Annotated in this window: 13 protein-coding genes and 1 tRNA gene; 9 read left to right on the top strand and 5 right to left on the bottom strand. The window is 42.8% G+C overall.

Annotation, left to right across the window (positions count from 1 at the left end):
- Positions 1–105: 105 nt before the first annotated feature.
- Positions 106–2916, top strand: a complete 2811-nt coding sequence (locus E4T81_RS00795) for a DEAD/DEAH box helicase family protein (protein WP_135040587.1) — start codon at positions 106–108, stop codon at positions 2914–2916.
- 134 nt (positions 2917–3050) lie between these two features.
- Here the strand turns inward: E4T81_RS00795 and E4T81_RS15740 are convergent, their stop codons facing one another.
- Positions 3051–3401, bottom strand: a complete 351-nt coding sequence (locus tag E4T81_RS15740) for a hypothetical protein (protein ID WP_135040589.1) — start codon at positions 3399–3401, stop codon at positions 3051–3053.
- A 1026-nt stretch (positions 3402–4427) separates the two neighbouring features.
- Between E4T81_RS15740 and E4T81_RS00805 the strand changes: the two genes are divergently transcribed.
- From E4T81_RS00805 to fic, 8 genes are all read left to right on the top strand, one after another.
- On the top strand, positions 4428–4958 hold the full coding sequence (locus E4T81_RS00805; RefSeq protein ID WP_135040592.1) for a DUF3408 domain-containing protein: 531 nt from the start codon (positions 4428–4430) through the stop codon (positions 4956–4958).
- A gap of 48 nt (positions 4959–5006) precedes the next feature.
- On the top strand, positions 5007–5180 hold the full coding sequence (locus tag E4T81_RS16050) for a helix-turn-helix domain-containing protein (protein ID WP_371683026.1): 174 nt from the start codon (positions 5007–5009) through the stop codon (positions 5178–5180).
- A 104-nt stretch (positions 5181–5284) separates the two neighbouring features.
- Positions 5285–5494 carry a helix-turn-helix transcriptional regulator gene (locus tag E4T81_RS00815; RefSeq protein WP_135040594.1) on the top strand — a complete coding sequence of 70 codons (210 nt, stop codon included), beginning with the start codon at positions 5285–5287 and terminating at the stop codon, positions 5492–5494.
- Positions 5495–5498: 4 nt separating this feature from the next.
- A complete protein-coding gene (locus E4T81_RS00820; RefSeq protein WP_135040596.1) occupies positions 5499–7565 on the top strand; it encodes a methyl-accepting chemotaxis protein in 2067 nt (688 codons plus the stop codon).
- Entirely contained in the window at positions 7565–8260 is a 696-nt protein-coding gene (locus E4T81_RS00825; protein WP_135040598.1) for an OmpA family protein, read from the top strand. The genes E4T81_RS00820 and E4T81_RS00825 overlap by 1 nt, the downstream gene beginning before the upstream one ends.
- Positions 8253–10226 (top strand): EH signature domain-containing protein, encoded by a 1974-nt coding sequence (locus E4T81_RS00830; RefSeq protein WP_135040600.1) that lies wholly within the window; start codon positions 8253–8255, stop codon positions 10224–10226. Before E4T81_RS00825 ends, E4T81_RS00830 begins: the two co-directional genes overlap by 8 nt.
- 2 nt (positions 10227–10228) lie before the next feature.
- A complete protein-coding gene (locus E4T81_RS00835) occupies positions 10229–12976 on the top strand; it encodes a DEAD/DEAH box helicase (protein WP_135040602.1) in 2748 nt (915 codons plus the stop codon).
- Positions 12977–12992: 16 nt separating this feature from the next.
- Complete coding sequence (fic, locus tag E4T81_RS00840; protein ID WP_135040604.1) at positions 12993–13865, top strand: protein adenylyltransferase Fic; 873 nt, start codon at positions 12993–12995, stop codon at positions 13863–13865.
- Positions 13866–13877: 12 nt separating this feature from the next.
- Here fic and E4T81_RS00845 read toward each other — a convergent pair whose 3' ends face one another.
- The 4 genes from E4T81_RS00845 to E4T81_RS00860 form a co-directional block, all read right to left on the bottom strand.
- Positions 13878–14183 (bottom strand): hypothetical protein, encoded by a 306-nt coding sequence (locus tag E4T81_RS00845; protein WP_135040606.1) that lies wholly within the window; start codon positions 14181–14183, stop codon positions 13878–13880.
- 142 nt (positions 14184–14325) lie between these two features.
- Positions 14326–14409, bottom strand: a tRNA-Leu gene (locus E4T81_RS00850).
- A 177-nt stretch (positions 14410–14586) separates the two neighbouring features.
- On the bottom strand, positions 14587–15294 hold the full coding sequence (locus E4T81_RS00855; RefSeq protein ID WP_135040608.1) for an SIMPL domain-containing protein: 708 nt from the start codon (positions 15292–15294) through the stop codon (positions 14587–14589).
- A gap of 119 nt (positions 15295–15413) precedes the next feature.
- Positions 15414–15839 (bottom strand): HIT family protein, encoded by a 426-nt coding sequence (locus E4T81_RS00860; RefSeq protein ID WP_135040610.1) that lies wholly within the window; start codon positions 15837–15839, stop codon positions 15414–15416.
- Between the last annotated feature and the right edge of the window lie 122 nt (positions 15840–15961).

The raw sequence follows: 15961 nt of genomic DNA on the forward strand, positions 1-15961 counted from the left end.
CATACGGTGCGTCTAATATGAACAGCTACACCACTGCTCTTATCCCAGTCACATCTGGCAAGTATGATATAGGAGATAAATTGAAAAGTAAAGAACTTCATTCTAATGAGAGATACTGGCATTGACGAATTAAAAAGGCTTAGGGCTGAGAATGCCCGACTTAGGGCATTGCTGACGAAGCATGGAATCGTTGTAGAAGAGCCAACCTCGTCTGTAGTATCAACGCTATCTTTGCAGGAGAAGGTCGCGCTGTTTCGCAGTTTGTTTAAGGGTCGAGAGGATGTGTTTGCCCGGCGATGGTTCAGCGCCTCAACCGGGAAAAGCGGTTATCAGCCGGTATGCGCTCGGGAATGGAACAGGGAGTATTGCGACAAGAAGAAATATAAATGCGCGGAGTGCCCAAACCGCGAATTCCAGCCGCTGGGCTATAATGACATTTACCGACATCTCGAAGGGAAAGACCAGAATGGACGCGATGTAGTCGGCGTTTATGCCATTCTTCCAGATAATTCATGCAGTTTTCTATGTTGCGACTTCGATGATAAGAGTTGCGAGCATGAGTATCAAGATGATGTAAGAGCATATGTGTCTGTTTGTCGCGAGTGGGGCGTTCCGGCATATATCGAGCGTTCTCGCTCCGGCAATGGCGCTCATGTCTGGATTCTGTTTGACGAACACATAAAAGCTCAGACGGCACGGCGATTGGGTAATGCAATTCTGACAGAGGCGATGGAACGAGAAGGTCTGATGTCATTCAAATCATACGACCGTTTCTTTCCCAATCAAGACTATATGCCTACGGGTGGATTCGGCAATCTTGTGGCTTTGCCGCTGCAAGGGAGAGTTCGTAAAGATGGTAACAGCGTGTTTGTGAATGATGACTTCATCCCCTTTACTGACCAATGGGCATATCTGCAAGGAATGAAGAAGATGACGGTCTCAGAGGTTGAGATGTTAGTGTCGAGATATGACAGGGAGTCGCTTGGCGAATTGTCAAAGTCCAGCGAATCAGCACCATGGGAACGACCGTTGCCAAAGCCTATGAATAAGGCGGATTTCCCTAATCGCATCACCATTGTACGCTCATCCGGCATTTATATTCCGATAACGAACTTGTCAGCCAAAGCCATAAATCATCTCAAGCGTCTGGCGGCGTTCAAGAATCCGGAATTTTATGCGAAACTCGGAATGCGACTGCCTGCCTATAATCTTCCACGCATAATATCATGTTCGGAGATAACTGACGATTATCTCATTCTACCAAGGGGTTGTGAAGAATCTGCCATAGATTTCCTCAGAGGAAATAATGTGGATGTTGAGATTCAGGATAAAACAAATCCGGGACTGCCTATTGCGGTGGAATTCAACGGTCAGCTGTATCCTGAGCAAGAACAAGCGATTGAGGTACTTGCCCGGTATCGCTGCGGAACTCTGTATGCCACAACAGCCTTTGGCAAGACGGTGACCGCCGCTGCTATGATAGCACGCAAGAAAGTCAACACGCTGATATTGGTCCACACCAAAGCTCTGCTCGATCAATGGCGCAAACGTCTATTGGAATATCTGATGACTGATTTTCAACCGGAGGGGCAACCCAAAGGTCGTGGCCAACGTAAGAAATTCCAACAATTCGGAGTTTTGTCATCTAATGAGAATACACTAAACGGCAAAATTGACATTGCTCTACTGCAATCGTGCATTAATGACAATGTGGTAAAACCGTTTGTGCGTGAGTATGGCATGGTGATTGTCGATGAGTGCCATCATGCGCCAGCGTTCAACTTTGAGCGAATTCTATGTGAGGTAAACGCCCGCTATGTCTATGGACTCACAGCCACACCCATACGCAAGGACGGTCATCAGCCAATTATTTTCATGCAATGCGGCGAAATCCGTTATACGTCAGATTCAAAAGCACAACAGATCCAACAATCCTTCCGGCGACTTCTAATCCCACGCTTTACTTCTCATCGCAATCTCAATGCTGATGGTAACAATTATGCACAGATTATCGATGAACTAATTGAAAACGAATCTCGCAATCGGCTTATCCTTGACGATGTCGCATCAAATATTGCCGAAGGACGTACCCCGATAATCCTGACAGCACGAACAGCTCATGTCGACCTGCTGACTAATCAATGCCGCAAAATATGTCAGAATGTGATACGTCTCGTGGGTAATGACTCAGCAAAAGCCAAGCGTGAGGTGATTACGCAACTGAACGCCATCCCGGCAAACGAACCATTGGTAGTTGTCGCCACCGGCAAATACGTCGGAGAAGGTTTTGACCTGCCGCGACTTGACACTCTGATGCTTGCCATGCCCGTGTCATGGAAGGGGCTGATTGCGCAGTACACCGGACGATTACATCGCAACTATCCCGGTAAAAACGAAACTCGTATCTATGATTACATCGACCTGCGCGTTCCGGTCTGTGACTCGATGTACCGCAAGCGACTTCAAGGCTACAAAGCCGTAGGCTATTCCATCGCTGTCGCTAACGAAGGGTTGTTTGCCGAAACTACGACCGAGGCCATCTTTGATGCAACGGATTTTGAAAGGCCATTTCATGACGACCTTGTATCAGCCAAACAAAGCATTGTAATATCGACAACACGTCTGCGCTGGAACCGAACACCTCGAATCATTGACCTGTTAGCCGCTACTATATTACGTGGTATCAGTATCACAATCGTCATCTCTGAAACAGGATATCGCGAAGCCGAACTTCAGGCGATGGGCTTCAACATAATCCACCGTCCAGACAGCAAGATGCAATGCGCCATCATCGACCAACGTATCGGTTGGTACGGCAGTGTCAACCTCATAGGCAAATCCATTATGGATGCCACTACAATTCGCATCCAATATCCAGAACTCGTCGACACATTACTTGCAGCACTTGGTTTATGATATATTTAACAGATATTTAGCTTCTGAACATTTCTTTTCGCTGAAATTCTCGCGAAGAGAGTCGTAACTGCCACCATAAGTTCGATAGAGTGCATTCAGCGAGGACAACTGATTGATGAGAAATCCGTGTGTTTTCATCGACAACAAAGACCGTGAAAGGATTCTGAAAAAAGAAAGTTTTTGATGAAAGCAGCCTTGTTGATGTCTTCGGACTGCTCGGACATTGAGAGGAATCGAGCATTTTCCTCTACATTGAACCGCTTGACGTAACGGTTCACGGAAGGGTCAGCCTTGGGTCTGCGACCTCCGTTGTTTGAGTATCTACCCATAAAAATAAGAGATGGCATCGCAGATTGCTTCGCTGAGAAATGCCATAGGCGTTGAAAGGGGTTTCCGACTATGGAGGAAACCATTCCCTCGGAGAGCAAGGGTTGCGAGGCACCGGTTTTATTTCGAGTGCCTTGCAACACACCTTGCTCATCCATGTGGATGCCTGTTTTTCAGTGAATTGCCACATCCGGTCTTGGATGTTTCCACGAATGTCATATTAAAGATACGAAAAAATTTCCGAAACTGCCAAATTCCGCTTTCACCCGTCTGCATATGGCGAAAATTTGGTTGAACAAGGGTTGAAATTCGAAGACCAATGGAAGCGGGTCGTTTGAAAATTCTACCTACTGTCTTGACCGCGCAGGGGTACCATACTTGAATTCCGGCGTAACAGACGGCATTTGACGGCAGATTCAGGCCCCAGATGCCCGATATATTCAGATATTTGGACTTGCACATCCATTGATGTTAACTTTGTCATATTCCTATGTAGAGGCAAGGATGTCAGTGTATGTACACTTTTGAGCATACTTCCTATTATAAGAATGTATATACGACTTGACAAACATCTATGAATCAATTCGCTTTTACGCACGCTCAGATATAGTTATAGGCATAAATCCTGATTGCCATATTTATAAACGACTGTTTGATAGTGCTGATGTGAAAATATAGGAATATCTATTTGCAAGAACGCAAAAGCATATATCTGTTTGTGCATTCAAACATTTATACGTATAAATGTGGATTTGCAGCCACGCAGCTTCATAGCCACAAATCGCGACAGTTTCAGGCAATGCGAGGCAACATAATCCCGACATGTCTGAAAATTTGGGTAGACAGACGGCGTCATGCTATCTTTGTCTTAGAATTTCAGACTCCTCATATTCCACTGCCGGACTATTTGAGAAAAAGCCACAGAACTCGTGCTTGCTGAAATTTGCTTCCCGCCATATACCAGATTCTTTTGAATCAGCATATTTATCCGAGTACATACGCCGTCACATTCAGTTGATGAGTTTTGGAATGATTGATCGCCCTATGTCCAAAGGAGTATGCTGCTCAGAACGAACATCAATCATCCGAACTTTAACAGTAAGCTCGGACAGCTCAAGGTGTGTAGATGTGGAAGCGTCCAATCTAATAGTCAAGATGTATGTTAACCCCAGAAATAGTGAATTATGGCAAAAAGATATGACAACGACTTTGATGCAGATGCCTTTGTGGAGAATTTCCGCGCTAAGGAAGCTCCGCCTTCCGCTCCCCGAAATATTACTGAGGAATCAATTCCCACGGCGCAAGAACCTCCCTCCTCGGTGCTGACTAACCATAAGGGAAGTTCTGCATCAAAATTCCGCAATTCGGCTCTAACGACACAAACGGAAGAATACAGACGAAGATTTATTGATGATCTGACGTATCTATGTCCACACTCCGGATGCTCAAATGTAAGAATCTGCCCTGAATTTGTGAAGCAGATCAGACAGTTGCAACTCCTATGTGGAAACCGCAAAGCCAATCTTACAACCTTCATCAACAACCTGCTCAAACATCACTTCGACGAATGGAAGGACGCAATCGTCAATCTCTCTAAAGAATATGACAACCCCCTTGAGAAAATCTCAGTTAAACTCCGCTCCTACATCGCTCATGCTAATGATTCCGCAGGAGGAGTGGCAATCACTACACGAGAAACTCAACCGTCTCATTGAGATAGTCGAGAAAACCCGGATTGGAAGTCCCGGCAAGGACTGGTTTGAATCCGACGAAGTCCGCGAAATCCTCGGCATCCCCCCAAGACGTGGCAGAACTACCGCGACCAACGCCTCATCCCCTTCTCCCAGATAGGCCGCAAAATCTACGTCAACCGCACCGACCTCGACGCCTTCCTCCGCCAGCACCGAATAGGTGCACAGAAGCGACATTATAACTGAAATCTACCCCAAAAAGAGACGGCAATGACTATGTTTTACAGCATATTCGTTTGCCGTCTCATTTATCTTTAGTTACTTTACGTTCAAATTTAATAAATCAATTAATGGAGACAAAAACAGAACGCCAAAAACTAAACAGAATAAAAGCAGTATTAGCCGAAACAAGCCATACTGGCAAATGGCTCGCCGAGCAACTTGGCAAAGACCCCGTAACCGTCTCCAAATGGTGTACCAACACCTCCCAACCTGATTTGTATACATTAAATAGAATCTCGGAAATGTTGAACGTCAAGGTCGCAGATTTAATATACTGAAAACATGGATACCAATCAAATCACACTAATCTCATGCTGCGTCATTGGAGCCGCTTTTTTAGGTTTCATGTATGATGCCTTACGCATTTGGCTACGTGGCACGAAAACGATAGACCGCGCTAAAGATGAGGATGACCCGTTGGCCATCTTAGCAGAGTCAAAACTTGAGCCTAACGTAAAAGAATATCGCAAGAGCCTTGATATAGAAATTGAAGGTAACACAAAAAGCAATATTCCAGCGAGTGAATATTTCTCGGAATTTACTGTCTGCAAGTCATGCGGAATAAATACCCGTATCATAGATGCTGGTGCTGGAACTTTAGTTGGGCTTGGCCTTCTCGGTACTTTCCTCGGTCTTACTCTCGGCATTCAAGGATTTGATAGCAGTAATAGCGATAATATTCAATCAAGCATTCAATCTCTCCTTGACGGCATGGGAACTGCGTTCCTTACATCCCTGTTAGGAATGTTTCTTTCATTGCTTTATACAATATTTGAAAAAATTTGGAGGAATGGACTTGCAAAACGATTGTACGATCTAAACCAGAAGCTTGATGACTCCAACTACATTGATGATGTCGAGCTTTCGACATACAATCAGAAATGTATTTCAGAGAAAGTTACGAAATCTATTTCAGAAGAATTAAACAATGTTGTAACTGCCTTATATGATAAAATAACACCTCTCTTGCAATACCAAAATGCAGATGGACACGACGTCCCTGTTGCTAATGCCGTTAGAGAGATTTTAACTAATAACGAAGAACAGACGAGAGCATTGAAATCATTTTCATCAGACCTTGCATTGGAACTAAATGATCGTCTCGATGAGACTTTGTCGCGGCAGATGCAACTACGACTTATTCCACTAATGGAAAGTGTGGATGCTACAACAAAAACTGTGGTTGACCATATTGATCAAATGGCTATTTCAGTTTCATCTCCTGCTACAGATATGATTGAACGTGTTGTCGGAGACTTGAAAGATAGTTTGATGGGAATTATGGATGAGTTTAAGTCAACTCTTTCAAAAAATGCCACTAACGAACTTGAAAATCTGGCGCTTTCTCTGGGAACGGCAACTAAGGCAATAGCGGAATTCCCTCAAAATATGTCGAATATCTCTGAAGTCTTACAACTGACGATAACCGAAGTTCGCAATTCCATTGCTGAAATTTCTAATTCCTCCGCAGCCGCGAATTCCTCAGCGATGAAACAAATGCAGGAACAAATCGTGTTTGCAACCAACTCAATAAGTAATGCAATTACAGAGGTTAAGGATGTGATGAATAACATCACACAATCTTCTGAACAATCGTCAAAAGACCTCATCGAAAAAGTTGCTAAGTCTACTTCTGATATGAGTAGCTTTATGCAGCAAACTATGGAGCAAATCTCAAGAGTGATGCAAGCGTCCGTTCAATCTATGTCTGATGATATTGCTGGCAAACAAACAGATTTGCTCGCACTTCAAGAGGGAACAACTTCTGAAGTCAAGAAAGTTGTTGCTCAGTTAAGTGCGTCTTGGCAGGAATCTTCTGAGGCAATTCTCTCACAGACAGAGAACTTATTGTCTAGGTTTGACAATACCATAGAACGCATGAGTACAACGAACTCAGCTGTGAGCGGTACAATGGACTTATTCCAACAAGCTCAATCAAATATTACAGGGACGACGGCTCATCTACAAACTATTACAGGGGATATGAGAACCGCAACTGAAACATTCAGAAAAGGACAGACAGAATATTCATTGAGCCTTGAAAAAGTTCAGAAAGAGACTGAGGGTAAACTTCATGAGGTCGTTGAACTTTTTGAAACCGCTGGTAATGCCACTGACGAATACGTTGAGAAATTCGAGATTATCAAAAATGGTCTTGGCCAAATATTCACCCAGATTCAAAACGGCTTAAGTGAATACAGCCGTTCTGTTAGCATATCATTGCAAAAGTATCTTGATTCTTATTCTAACAGCCTTACCTCAACGACTGATGCCCTTGCATCCACGATTGAACGTCAGAATGAGATGGTTGAGATGCTTGTCGAGACTGTAAACAATCGTAGGAAGTAATGAAGCGGCGCAGGGTACATCACGAAGGCAATGCCGAGAACGTGTTTGCGTTATCGACAGGCGACCTTATGGCCGGACTTTTATTCATCTTCATCTTACTACTTATGGGAGCTTTGCTTCAGGTGCAAGAGAAAGCTGAACAAGATGAAGAGATTATCCGGAAATATGACCAAATTAAGACACAACTATATATTGATCTGCAAGAGGAATTTAAGGATGATTTGAAAGTATGGAGAGCAGAAATTGACTCAACTCTATGTGTTCGTTTTCAAGAGCCATCCATGCTATTTGATAACAATCAAGCGACACTTAAAGAAAATTTCAAGGAAATTCTTAATGATTTTTATCCCCGGTACATAGCGATATTAAATAAACCTGAGTATCGAGATAATATTGAGGAAATCCGTATTGAAGGACATACCGACAGCAATGGCTCTTATTTTCATAACATGGAACTTTCGCAAAACCGAACACGCGCTGTACTTCAATACTGTATGGGACTTATGAAACCCGAGCAAATTGATTGGGCAAAAAACTTTATTACTGCGAATGGATTATCATCTAGCCATCCTATTCTTCGTGATGGTGTCGAAGACAAAAGTTTGTCTCGTCGCGTTGAATTTCGTGTAAGAACTAATGCTGAAAAACAACTTGAAGTAATAACTGAGAAACGAGCCTCGAATAGACATGAGTAATGTATATGGATTGTTAAACCTTAATCGGGACATCCTTGAAAACTTTGCTTTGCAAGGGCGTTTGATTGAGAATAATGTCGAGACCGACAGGATTCTCAGGAACGCCACACGCAAACTCAAAGCCATTGAGGACAGAATGCAAGACGATGGGAAACGACCCGATTTTAATTTACAGTCCATAGAGGAGGTAATTGAAAAGGTCAAGCGAGAGGCTAATGGTACAAATGAAGAGTGGGCGCTAAAGGAACTGCGACTTGTTTCCTATTATATGGTTCGTCTTCGCAATGAGCAGAAAGTTTTCGACCATGCTTTATGGTTGCTTGAAAGCAACTGGAAGGATATATTCGTCAACGGACTTATGTTTTTCTTGATGAACTCATGGAATATATGTGCTGACAATTTATTGATAGGTGTAAGTGAACTCGTAAAGAGACATCTTATTAATTATAGCGGTTCAATCAAACGATATCTCATATTGAAGCGACAGACAGACCTGCTCGAAAAAGCTGGCCCAGTTCGTTTGGCTACAATTCTTTCAGCTAAAAATATTCCGTTGGAGGATTCTCCGACCATATTAGGTTATAAAGCTTCTTCTCTATCATTCCCATATTTTTCAGATGTCATAATCAACTATTTTAAGCGTAAGCAAGAAATAGATTATGACGAAATGGAAAATATCTTCAGTAAACATTCTCTTGACCGGACGAAGAAACTAATCTATGCTTATCTGGTTGAAAAAGCCGAAGACAGCGGAGATGGTAATTTCCAAGGAGCCGTTGTTCGTTCAGCCCGAAGAATATTAGGAGACATAAATGTATCAACTACATGGTCGCCATTTACAGGTGCTACCGCAGAAGATATTTGGCAATTAAATAAAGCAAAGGATTTAATAATTGCATGGGGCGCACGAAAGACTGTCGATGCCTTCTTTGATGTTTGCGTTCAGGATCCAAGACGTCGGAAATGTTGGCTTGAATATGTTGGCAGTATTATGGATTACAGAATTGTTGGTTCTACCTCAGTTCGTACTAAACTTCAGAGTAATTCAGAGGTTGCATCACTGTTGAAATCATGTTTTATTGAAACTAATTCAAGAGTATCAACCACTGCTGCTTTAGTGTTATTTATAAAAGATAAGGTCTTTGTTGAATTTTCTGATGTGGGGTCTCTTTATATATACAATTCATCAAATCGTGTTATACATGACATAAAACGGAAACGCTACATCGACTCTACAGCTGATTTAAAGGATACTTCTATTGGAATGGCCATTGACCAGTATTCTTCATGGAGTTATCTTTATTATGATGAAGGAAGAATAACCCACCGCGGCGAATGGGAGGACCGATTCCGTCGTTGGATGCGTGAAAAAATGGAGATGCGTCCAGGTCAGAAGGTTAAGTATTCAATTCCTAAGCCAGCCCAGACAGATAATCGACAACGATTTGGAATTGAAAGATTAGAAGATGAGAAACCGGCTCCTAAATTCCAAGCTGTTATGCCAAAAGTTGAACGGCACGAATCTTCGTGGGGTGTGTCTGCCCCATCTCAACCATCTCTTTTCTCAGAAGAAGAGGCGCCAATACCCAAATCGAGTCCATCTTCTGAATCCAACACGCCACATCCGGGCTATAGAATAAAGAGAGAGATTCGAGGACTTCAGAGTAAATGGGTTTTTGATGACACCTGTAGAGTTATGGCAGACACGGATGGCATCTATGTCCATCTGAAAAAGAATGGTCGCACATATTACATAGCTCCCAGCAAGATTACAAAATTTGAGGGATGCAGTATATGGCTTGTATCTTCATATAACTCTAACAAAAAGTACACTGTCCAATTAGCTATTCAGAATAAACTAACCGGAAAATCTTATACCAAGATTTGGGGTACTATTGAGCGGAATGGTAGTGATATTGTATTTGCCCCATTAAATGGCGTTAAAGTTAACATTCATACACAATAAATATGCTGACAGTAATAAGAAAAAACAACGGTTATTTATTGGTTGTCGAGTATAATGGAAAGCCTTTGCATTTCAAAGAATGGGATGCAACTGATGCTTGTATATATTATATGCCATTGGCAACCCTTGTTGACAATGGTTTTGCCACCTATGATAAGGATGGGTGCCTTGTTCCATTTGATTCTATATATTATCTTGACAACCAAGATAGAGAACTGCTTGGATTGCCATCGTGTTATCCATATGCAATCAGACTGAGAAGTATAGGTGATTTCAAAAGTCCTGATTTCCATTATTGCTTGGAGTATTTGACTCATGTTCCGGATGGAGATATTCTACCCGTTAATACCTATGGGAATCAGATTGAACTGAGTGACGGTAGAAAGTATATCTTATCCCAGGCACAGTATAATCTAAAAAGATTAGTCGACAGATTTAATACCATAGATGAAGAAATTAAGACTTATGAGTACAATCTTCGTAAGTTTTCTGAAATTAAAACAGCTGCAATAACTGCCGGAATCGAACTCGACCCTTTTCTTGATGGTGAAAATGTATTTGTGCCCAACGAGATAAAGCTTGAAATATCCAGAGATGGGGATTCTTTAACGGTATTGCCTTCTGTTGATATAAAAGAAAAGGACAAATTCAAACGAACTTTTGACAGACAGCGACGCATTCTTAATGTATATCCTATTTCTGATGAGGATGGCAACAGAACTCGCGTGGTATTAAATGATACTCAAAAGGAGAATCTTGAACCAATCAAGAAGCATGGTTGCCGTTATTCCAATAATGATGAGATCCTGAATATTATAGAGCATCCCACCGAATATTTTGACCCGGACCAGTTTGACTTATCTGAATTTTACAGTGAGCGTGTAATTGATTTAGGTTTCTATAAGCCTAAATTTTATCCGTTTGTATCACCCTATCGTTCCGAATGGATTGTGGGGGCCACTATTGAACATCCAATAGATGGAACAGCAAGCGTCACAGTCGAATCAGAGGATGAATTACAGGAACTTGAAAAATCAATCGAGACCGCTGTTTCTGAGGAGAAAACCGTTTGTTCTTACCATGAGACAGAACTGGCAGTTGAAGATGCTAAGTTCTTGGCCGAAATGGCAAGAAAGCAATTGTCAAATCCTAAGTCTCCTGTTAAAGTTGAAGATGATGGCAATGGCAAAAAGGTACTAATTATCGAAGAGAATGCTGAGTCCACTGGTTATAGAGTCGGGAACCATAGTCTCTCTTCTGAATCTGAATATCCTCTTTATCAGAATACCAATCTTCGTAATGATTTTCATCTAAAAGCACATCAGGAGGAAGGCGTAGCTTGGTTGCAGTATTTATTTGGCAAGAAAGCACCCGGATGTTTGATGGCTGATGATATGGGCCTTGGTAAGACTCTCCAGTTATTATATTTTATTGATTGGCACGCACAAACTCATCCGAAGCATAAGCCTTATCTTATTGTTGCGCCAGTATCTCTAATTGAGAATTGGCTGAATGAGTATATGCGATTCTTCAGTAAACCAATGAAGGTAACTACGCTCTCATCACAGCAGGTGCCTCGAAAGTTTGACAGAAAATCTATCGATATGATGCAACAATGCGACATCATCATAACGAATTATGAAACTGTCAGAAACTGTCAGTTAAATTTTTGCGCTGTCAACTTTGATATTGTTGTGCTTGATGAGGCTCAAAAGGTTAAGACGCCCGGCACTTTGGTAACGAATGCTGTCAAAGCTCTTAAAAGCACTTTCAGGGTAGCTATGACAGGTACACCTGTTGAAAACACCTTATTGGATCTTTGGTGTATCATGGATTTTTGTGTTCCCGGACTACTTGGTAATGCCAAGGAGTTTGCAAAAAAATATCAATCGCCACTAAAAAATCAGGATACAGACCTTATTGCTTTGGGTAACGAGATTCACGATAAACTCGGCATATACTTTATGCGACGTCTAAAAGCGGACGCAGCGAAAGATTTGCCAATGAAGTATGAAGTCAAAGAGCAAGTCAATATGCCAACGATACAGGAAAAGATGTATCGCTATGTTGTGTCGTCATATAATCCAAGCAAAAAAGGTGATATGCTCGTTACCATTATGGGGATAAGGGAAGTCTCGGAACACCCGTATCTTCATGATGACAGTCTATTGGCTCACGATTGCGACAAATTAATTGATGACGCAGCGCGTCTTACAGCCACAATATCATTCTTAGACAAGATTCGTTCATCCTCTGAAAAAGTGATTTTATTTGCGGAACGAAAGGAAACACAAAAAATGCTTCAGCGTGTCGTTAGAAACCGATATGGATATACCGCAAAAATAATAAATGGTGATACGCCCACATTATCTGACCCGAATGCAGGAAAACAGTCTCGACAGTCGGCAATTGATGATTTTCAAAACAGATATGGCTTCGGTGTGATAATTATGTCGCCTGTGGCTGCTGGCATGGGACTTAATGTTACGGCAGCCAATCACGTGATACACTATAGCCGCCATTGGAATCCGGCAAAAGAGAATCAGGCTACTGATCGGGCATACCGCATAGGTCAGGACAAAGATGTCTATGTCTATTATCCAATGGCTGTAAGTCCTAATTTTAAGTCTTTTGATGTAACTCTTGACGAACTACTTAGTCGAAAGATAAATCTCGCATCTTCAACAATTTTTCCCACTGAACGCATCGAGGTTAAGCCAGAAGATTTTGAGCAGATGCTAAACATTTGAAGGTGTCAGATATTCTATGAGTAAGAAGTCGATACGGTTTTTCAATGACCGCGAGGTGAGGGCTGTCTGGGACGACGAGAACAACTGCTGGTGGTTTTCGGCTACAGACGTTGTACGCGCTATCAATGACGAGCCGGACTATACGAAGGCCGGCAACTATTGGCGTTGGCTAAAGCGCAAGTTAGGACAGGAAGACGTTCAACTCGTGAGTCCCACTCACGGGTTCAAATTCGAGGCCCCGGATGGCAAGCAGCGCAAGGCCGATGTGCTCAACAGCGAGGGGGTTATTCTTCTCGCCAAGCATTATCCCAACAATCGTGCAGCTAAGTTTCTTGATTGGTTTACGTATAGCGACAACACCATTGACGGGCAGAGCCGCAAGAAGGCGTATACTCTGTTTGAAAGCGGTTTGCTGAACTCTCTGGAGCCGGGCAGCATGAAATGCCTGCAACAGATTCATGCCTACCTCTTCGGCGGTCTCTATGAGTTTGCCGGACAGATAAGAACCAAGAATATATCAAAGGGTGGTTTCACTTTTGCCAACTGCCTCCATTTCTCAATTATCATTCCGACCATTGAACGTATGCCGGAAACGACGATAGACGAAATCGCCGACAAGTATGTAGAGATGAACGTCGTGCATCCGTTTATGGAAGGGAACGGGCGTAGCACTCGCATCTGGCTCGACCTGATGCTCCGTCGCTCGCTGAAACTGTGCGTAGACTGGAGCCGGATTGATAAGAATGAATATCTGACAGCGATGAGAGAAAGCGTTATTGACTCAACCCATATCAAAGCCTTGCTGAAAGGAGCCTTGACTGACAAAATCAACGACCGCGAAATGTTTATGAAAGGCATCGACTACTCATATTACTACGAGGAAGAATAGCCAATCGAACTGTTACTTTTTATATTTCAAGTCCAATTCCTGAGCTTTAGCCTTGACGCAAGAATCAACTCGAGAAGATAGTGAGATTGTCCGAAGAGCTTCGAACTCCCAGCCATTTTCAAAAATCTTTCTAGCTTTGGATCTCCGTGTGTTTTGTGCGGTTGGTGTGTATTTGTTGAAATCCGGGTATTTATGACACAGTTCCATGACAGAGATGTCATTGTCTCTGACCAAAGCCGGGAAAAGTATCTCAACGTATACCTTCATTCCAATAGCCCTAAGAAGACGCTGCAATTCATCGTAATCAATAATTGTCATAAAATTAGATAGATTTTTAGGTCATCGGATTATTCCGGTTGGAGGAGGAAAAATCAGTTGACCCGAAATATTTTAATTTTGCCTGTAAAAAATAAAAGAAGCGACTTAACTTGGTGATTATCACTTTGTTAAGTCGCTTTTGTGGTGCCCAGAACAGGACTCGAACCTGCACGCCTCGCAGCACTCGCACCTGAAACGAGCGCGTCTACCATTCCGCCACCTGGGCTTTGTGTCTGCAAAGATACATCATGTTTTTTGATTTTCAAAATGTATCTTTGCAGATTTCTAAAGTTTTTTGTCATGCGCGTCTCATGCGCGTCTCAACCCTATCATCAATGCGCGTCTCAACGTCATGTATTTCAGCCGTTAGGCTATTTGCTGCCGCACCGGCTATTCAGTGTCGTCAGTCTTCGATATAGAAGATTATTGAAGAGACGACACGCACATTTTTTATGTAGGGGGTATATGGGTCGCGGTTGTCGATTGAAAATTGTCCCTGTGTCGCAGTCTTAATCTTGCCGATTTTACTGTGAGAGTCGGCGGCAAATTTGTCAGCAGCCTCGCGGGCATTGTGGGTAGCCTCGGCGATCATTTCGGGCTTGATTTTGTTAAGGTCGGTATATTCGTATATTGTCTGATAGTTGTAGTCGCCTGCCGTGATTGCGATTCCTTCTTTAAGGAGTTCGGTCTGTCGCTTTATGAGCTCATTTACTTTTTCCACATTTTTTGAGGTAACCACTACGACTGATGTCACATTGTAGCGATACTGGAAATCGCGGCTTCCATAGCGTTCAGCCTGAAGGTCGACGATGTCGGGTGCGTTGATTGAGATTTCGTCTTGCGATATACCGTTGGATGTCAAGAACTTGATAAGTGCGTTGTTGGTTGACGTTATTTTGTCGTATATGGCAGGCAGGTCGTTGCCGACTTCCTTACACACGATGGGCCAGGTCACCTTGTTTGCCATGACTTCCTTTTCAGCCAGTCCACGCACGGTGATTACGCGGTCACGGTTAGTAAAGCTGTCAAATCCAGCCTTGATAAACACTCCGAGGAAGAAGATGCCTGCAGCGATAAGCAGCGCCGGAAGCACACGGTTCAGTAATTTCATGTCAATAAATAGTTTTAGTTAAGTATGGATATAATTTTATGACAAATGCTACCCTGAAAAGTTTAGTTTTCATGGCGGCATGTATGGATTTTTGTAATGTAAAAATATACGCTAATGAATCAGAGAGCCTCGCGAATGGCTTCGACCATTGCGGCATACTCGTCATCGGTCAGGTAGACTTCACCCGGGTTCATGCGGAATGTGCCGCCATAGTCGGAGCCGTCCACATATTTAGGCGCGAGATGGAAGTGGAGGTGTGACAGCTTGTCACTGTAAGCGCCGTAATTAATCTTTTCCGGGTGAAACACTTTGTCCATCGCGCGGGTCACCCTTGTAACATCGTCCATGAACGCGTTACGTTCTTCCGGGGTCAGCTCAAAGAGGTCGTTGACATGATCCTTATACGCCACGAGGCAACGCCCGCGGTAAGTCTGCTCCTTGAAGAGGAATACTCTCGACACACTCAGCTGAGCGATTTCTATCATCAGGTCGTGAAGTGTCTGATTATTTGTGCAGTAAAGACATTCTTTCGGGTCACTTTTCATATTGTCCGGTATTATTTTAATGTTAATGTTCACAAATGTACAAAGAAATCTTGACTCAGCAGTGTACAAACTCACATAATATTAATACATTTGTATAAATGAAAAGAAAACGCCAATCTCAC

Source organism: Barnesiella sp. WM24, from assembly GCF_004570975.1.
Lineage (GTDB): Bacteria > Bacteroidota > Bacteroidia > Bacteroidales > Muribaculaceae > Muribaculum.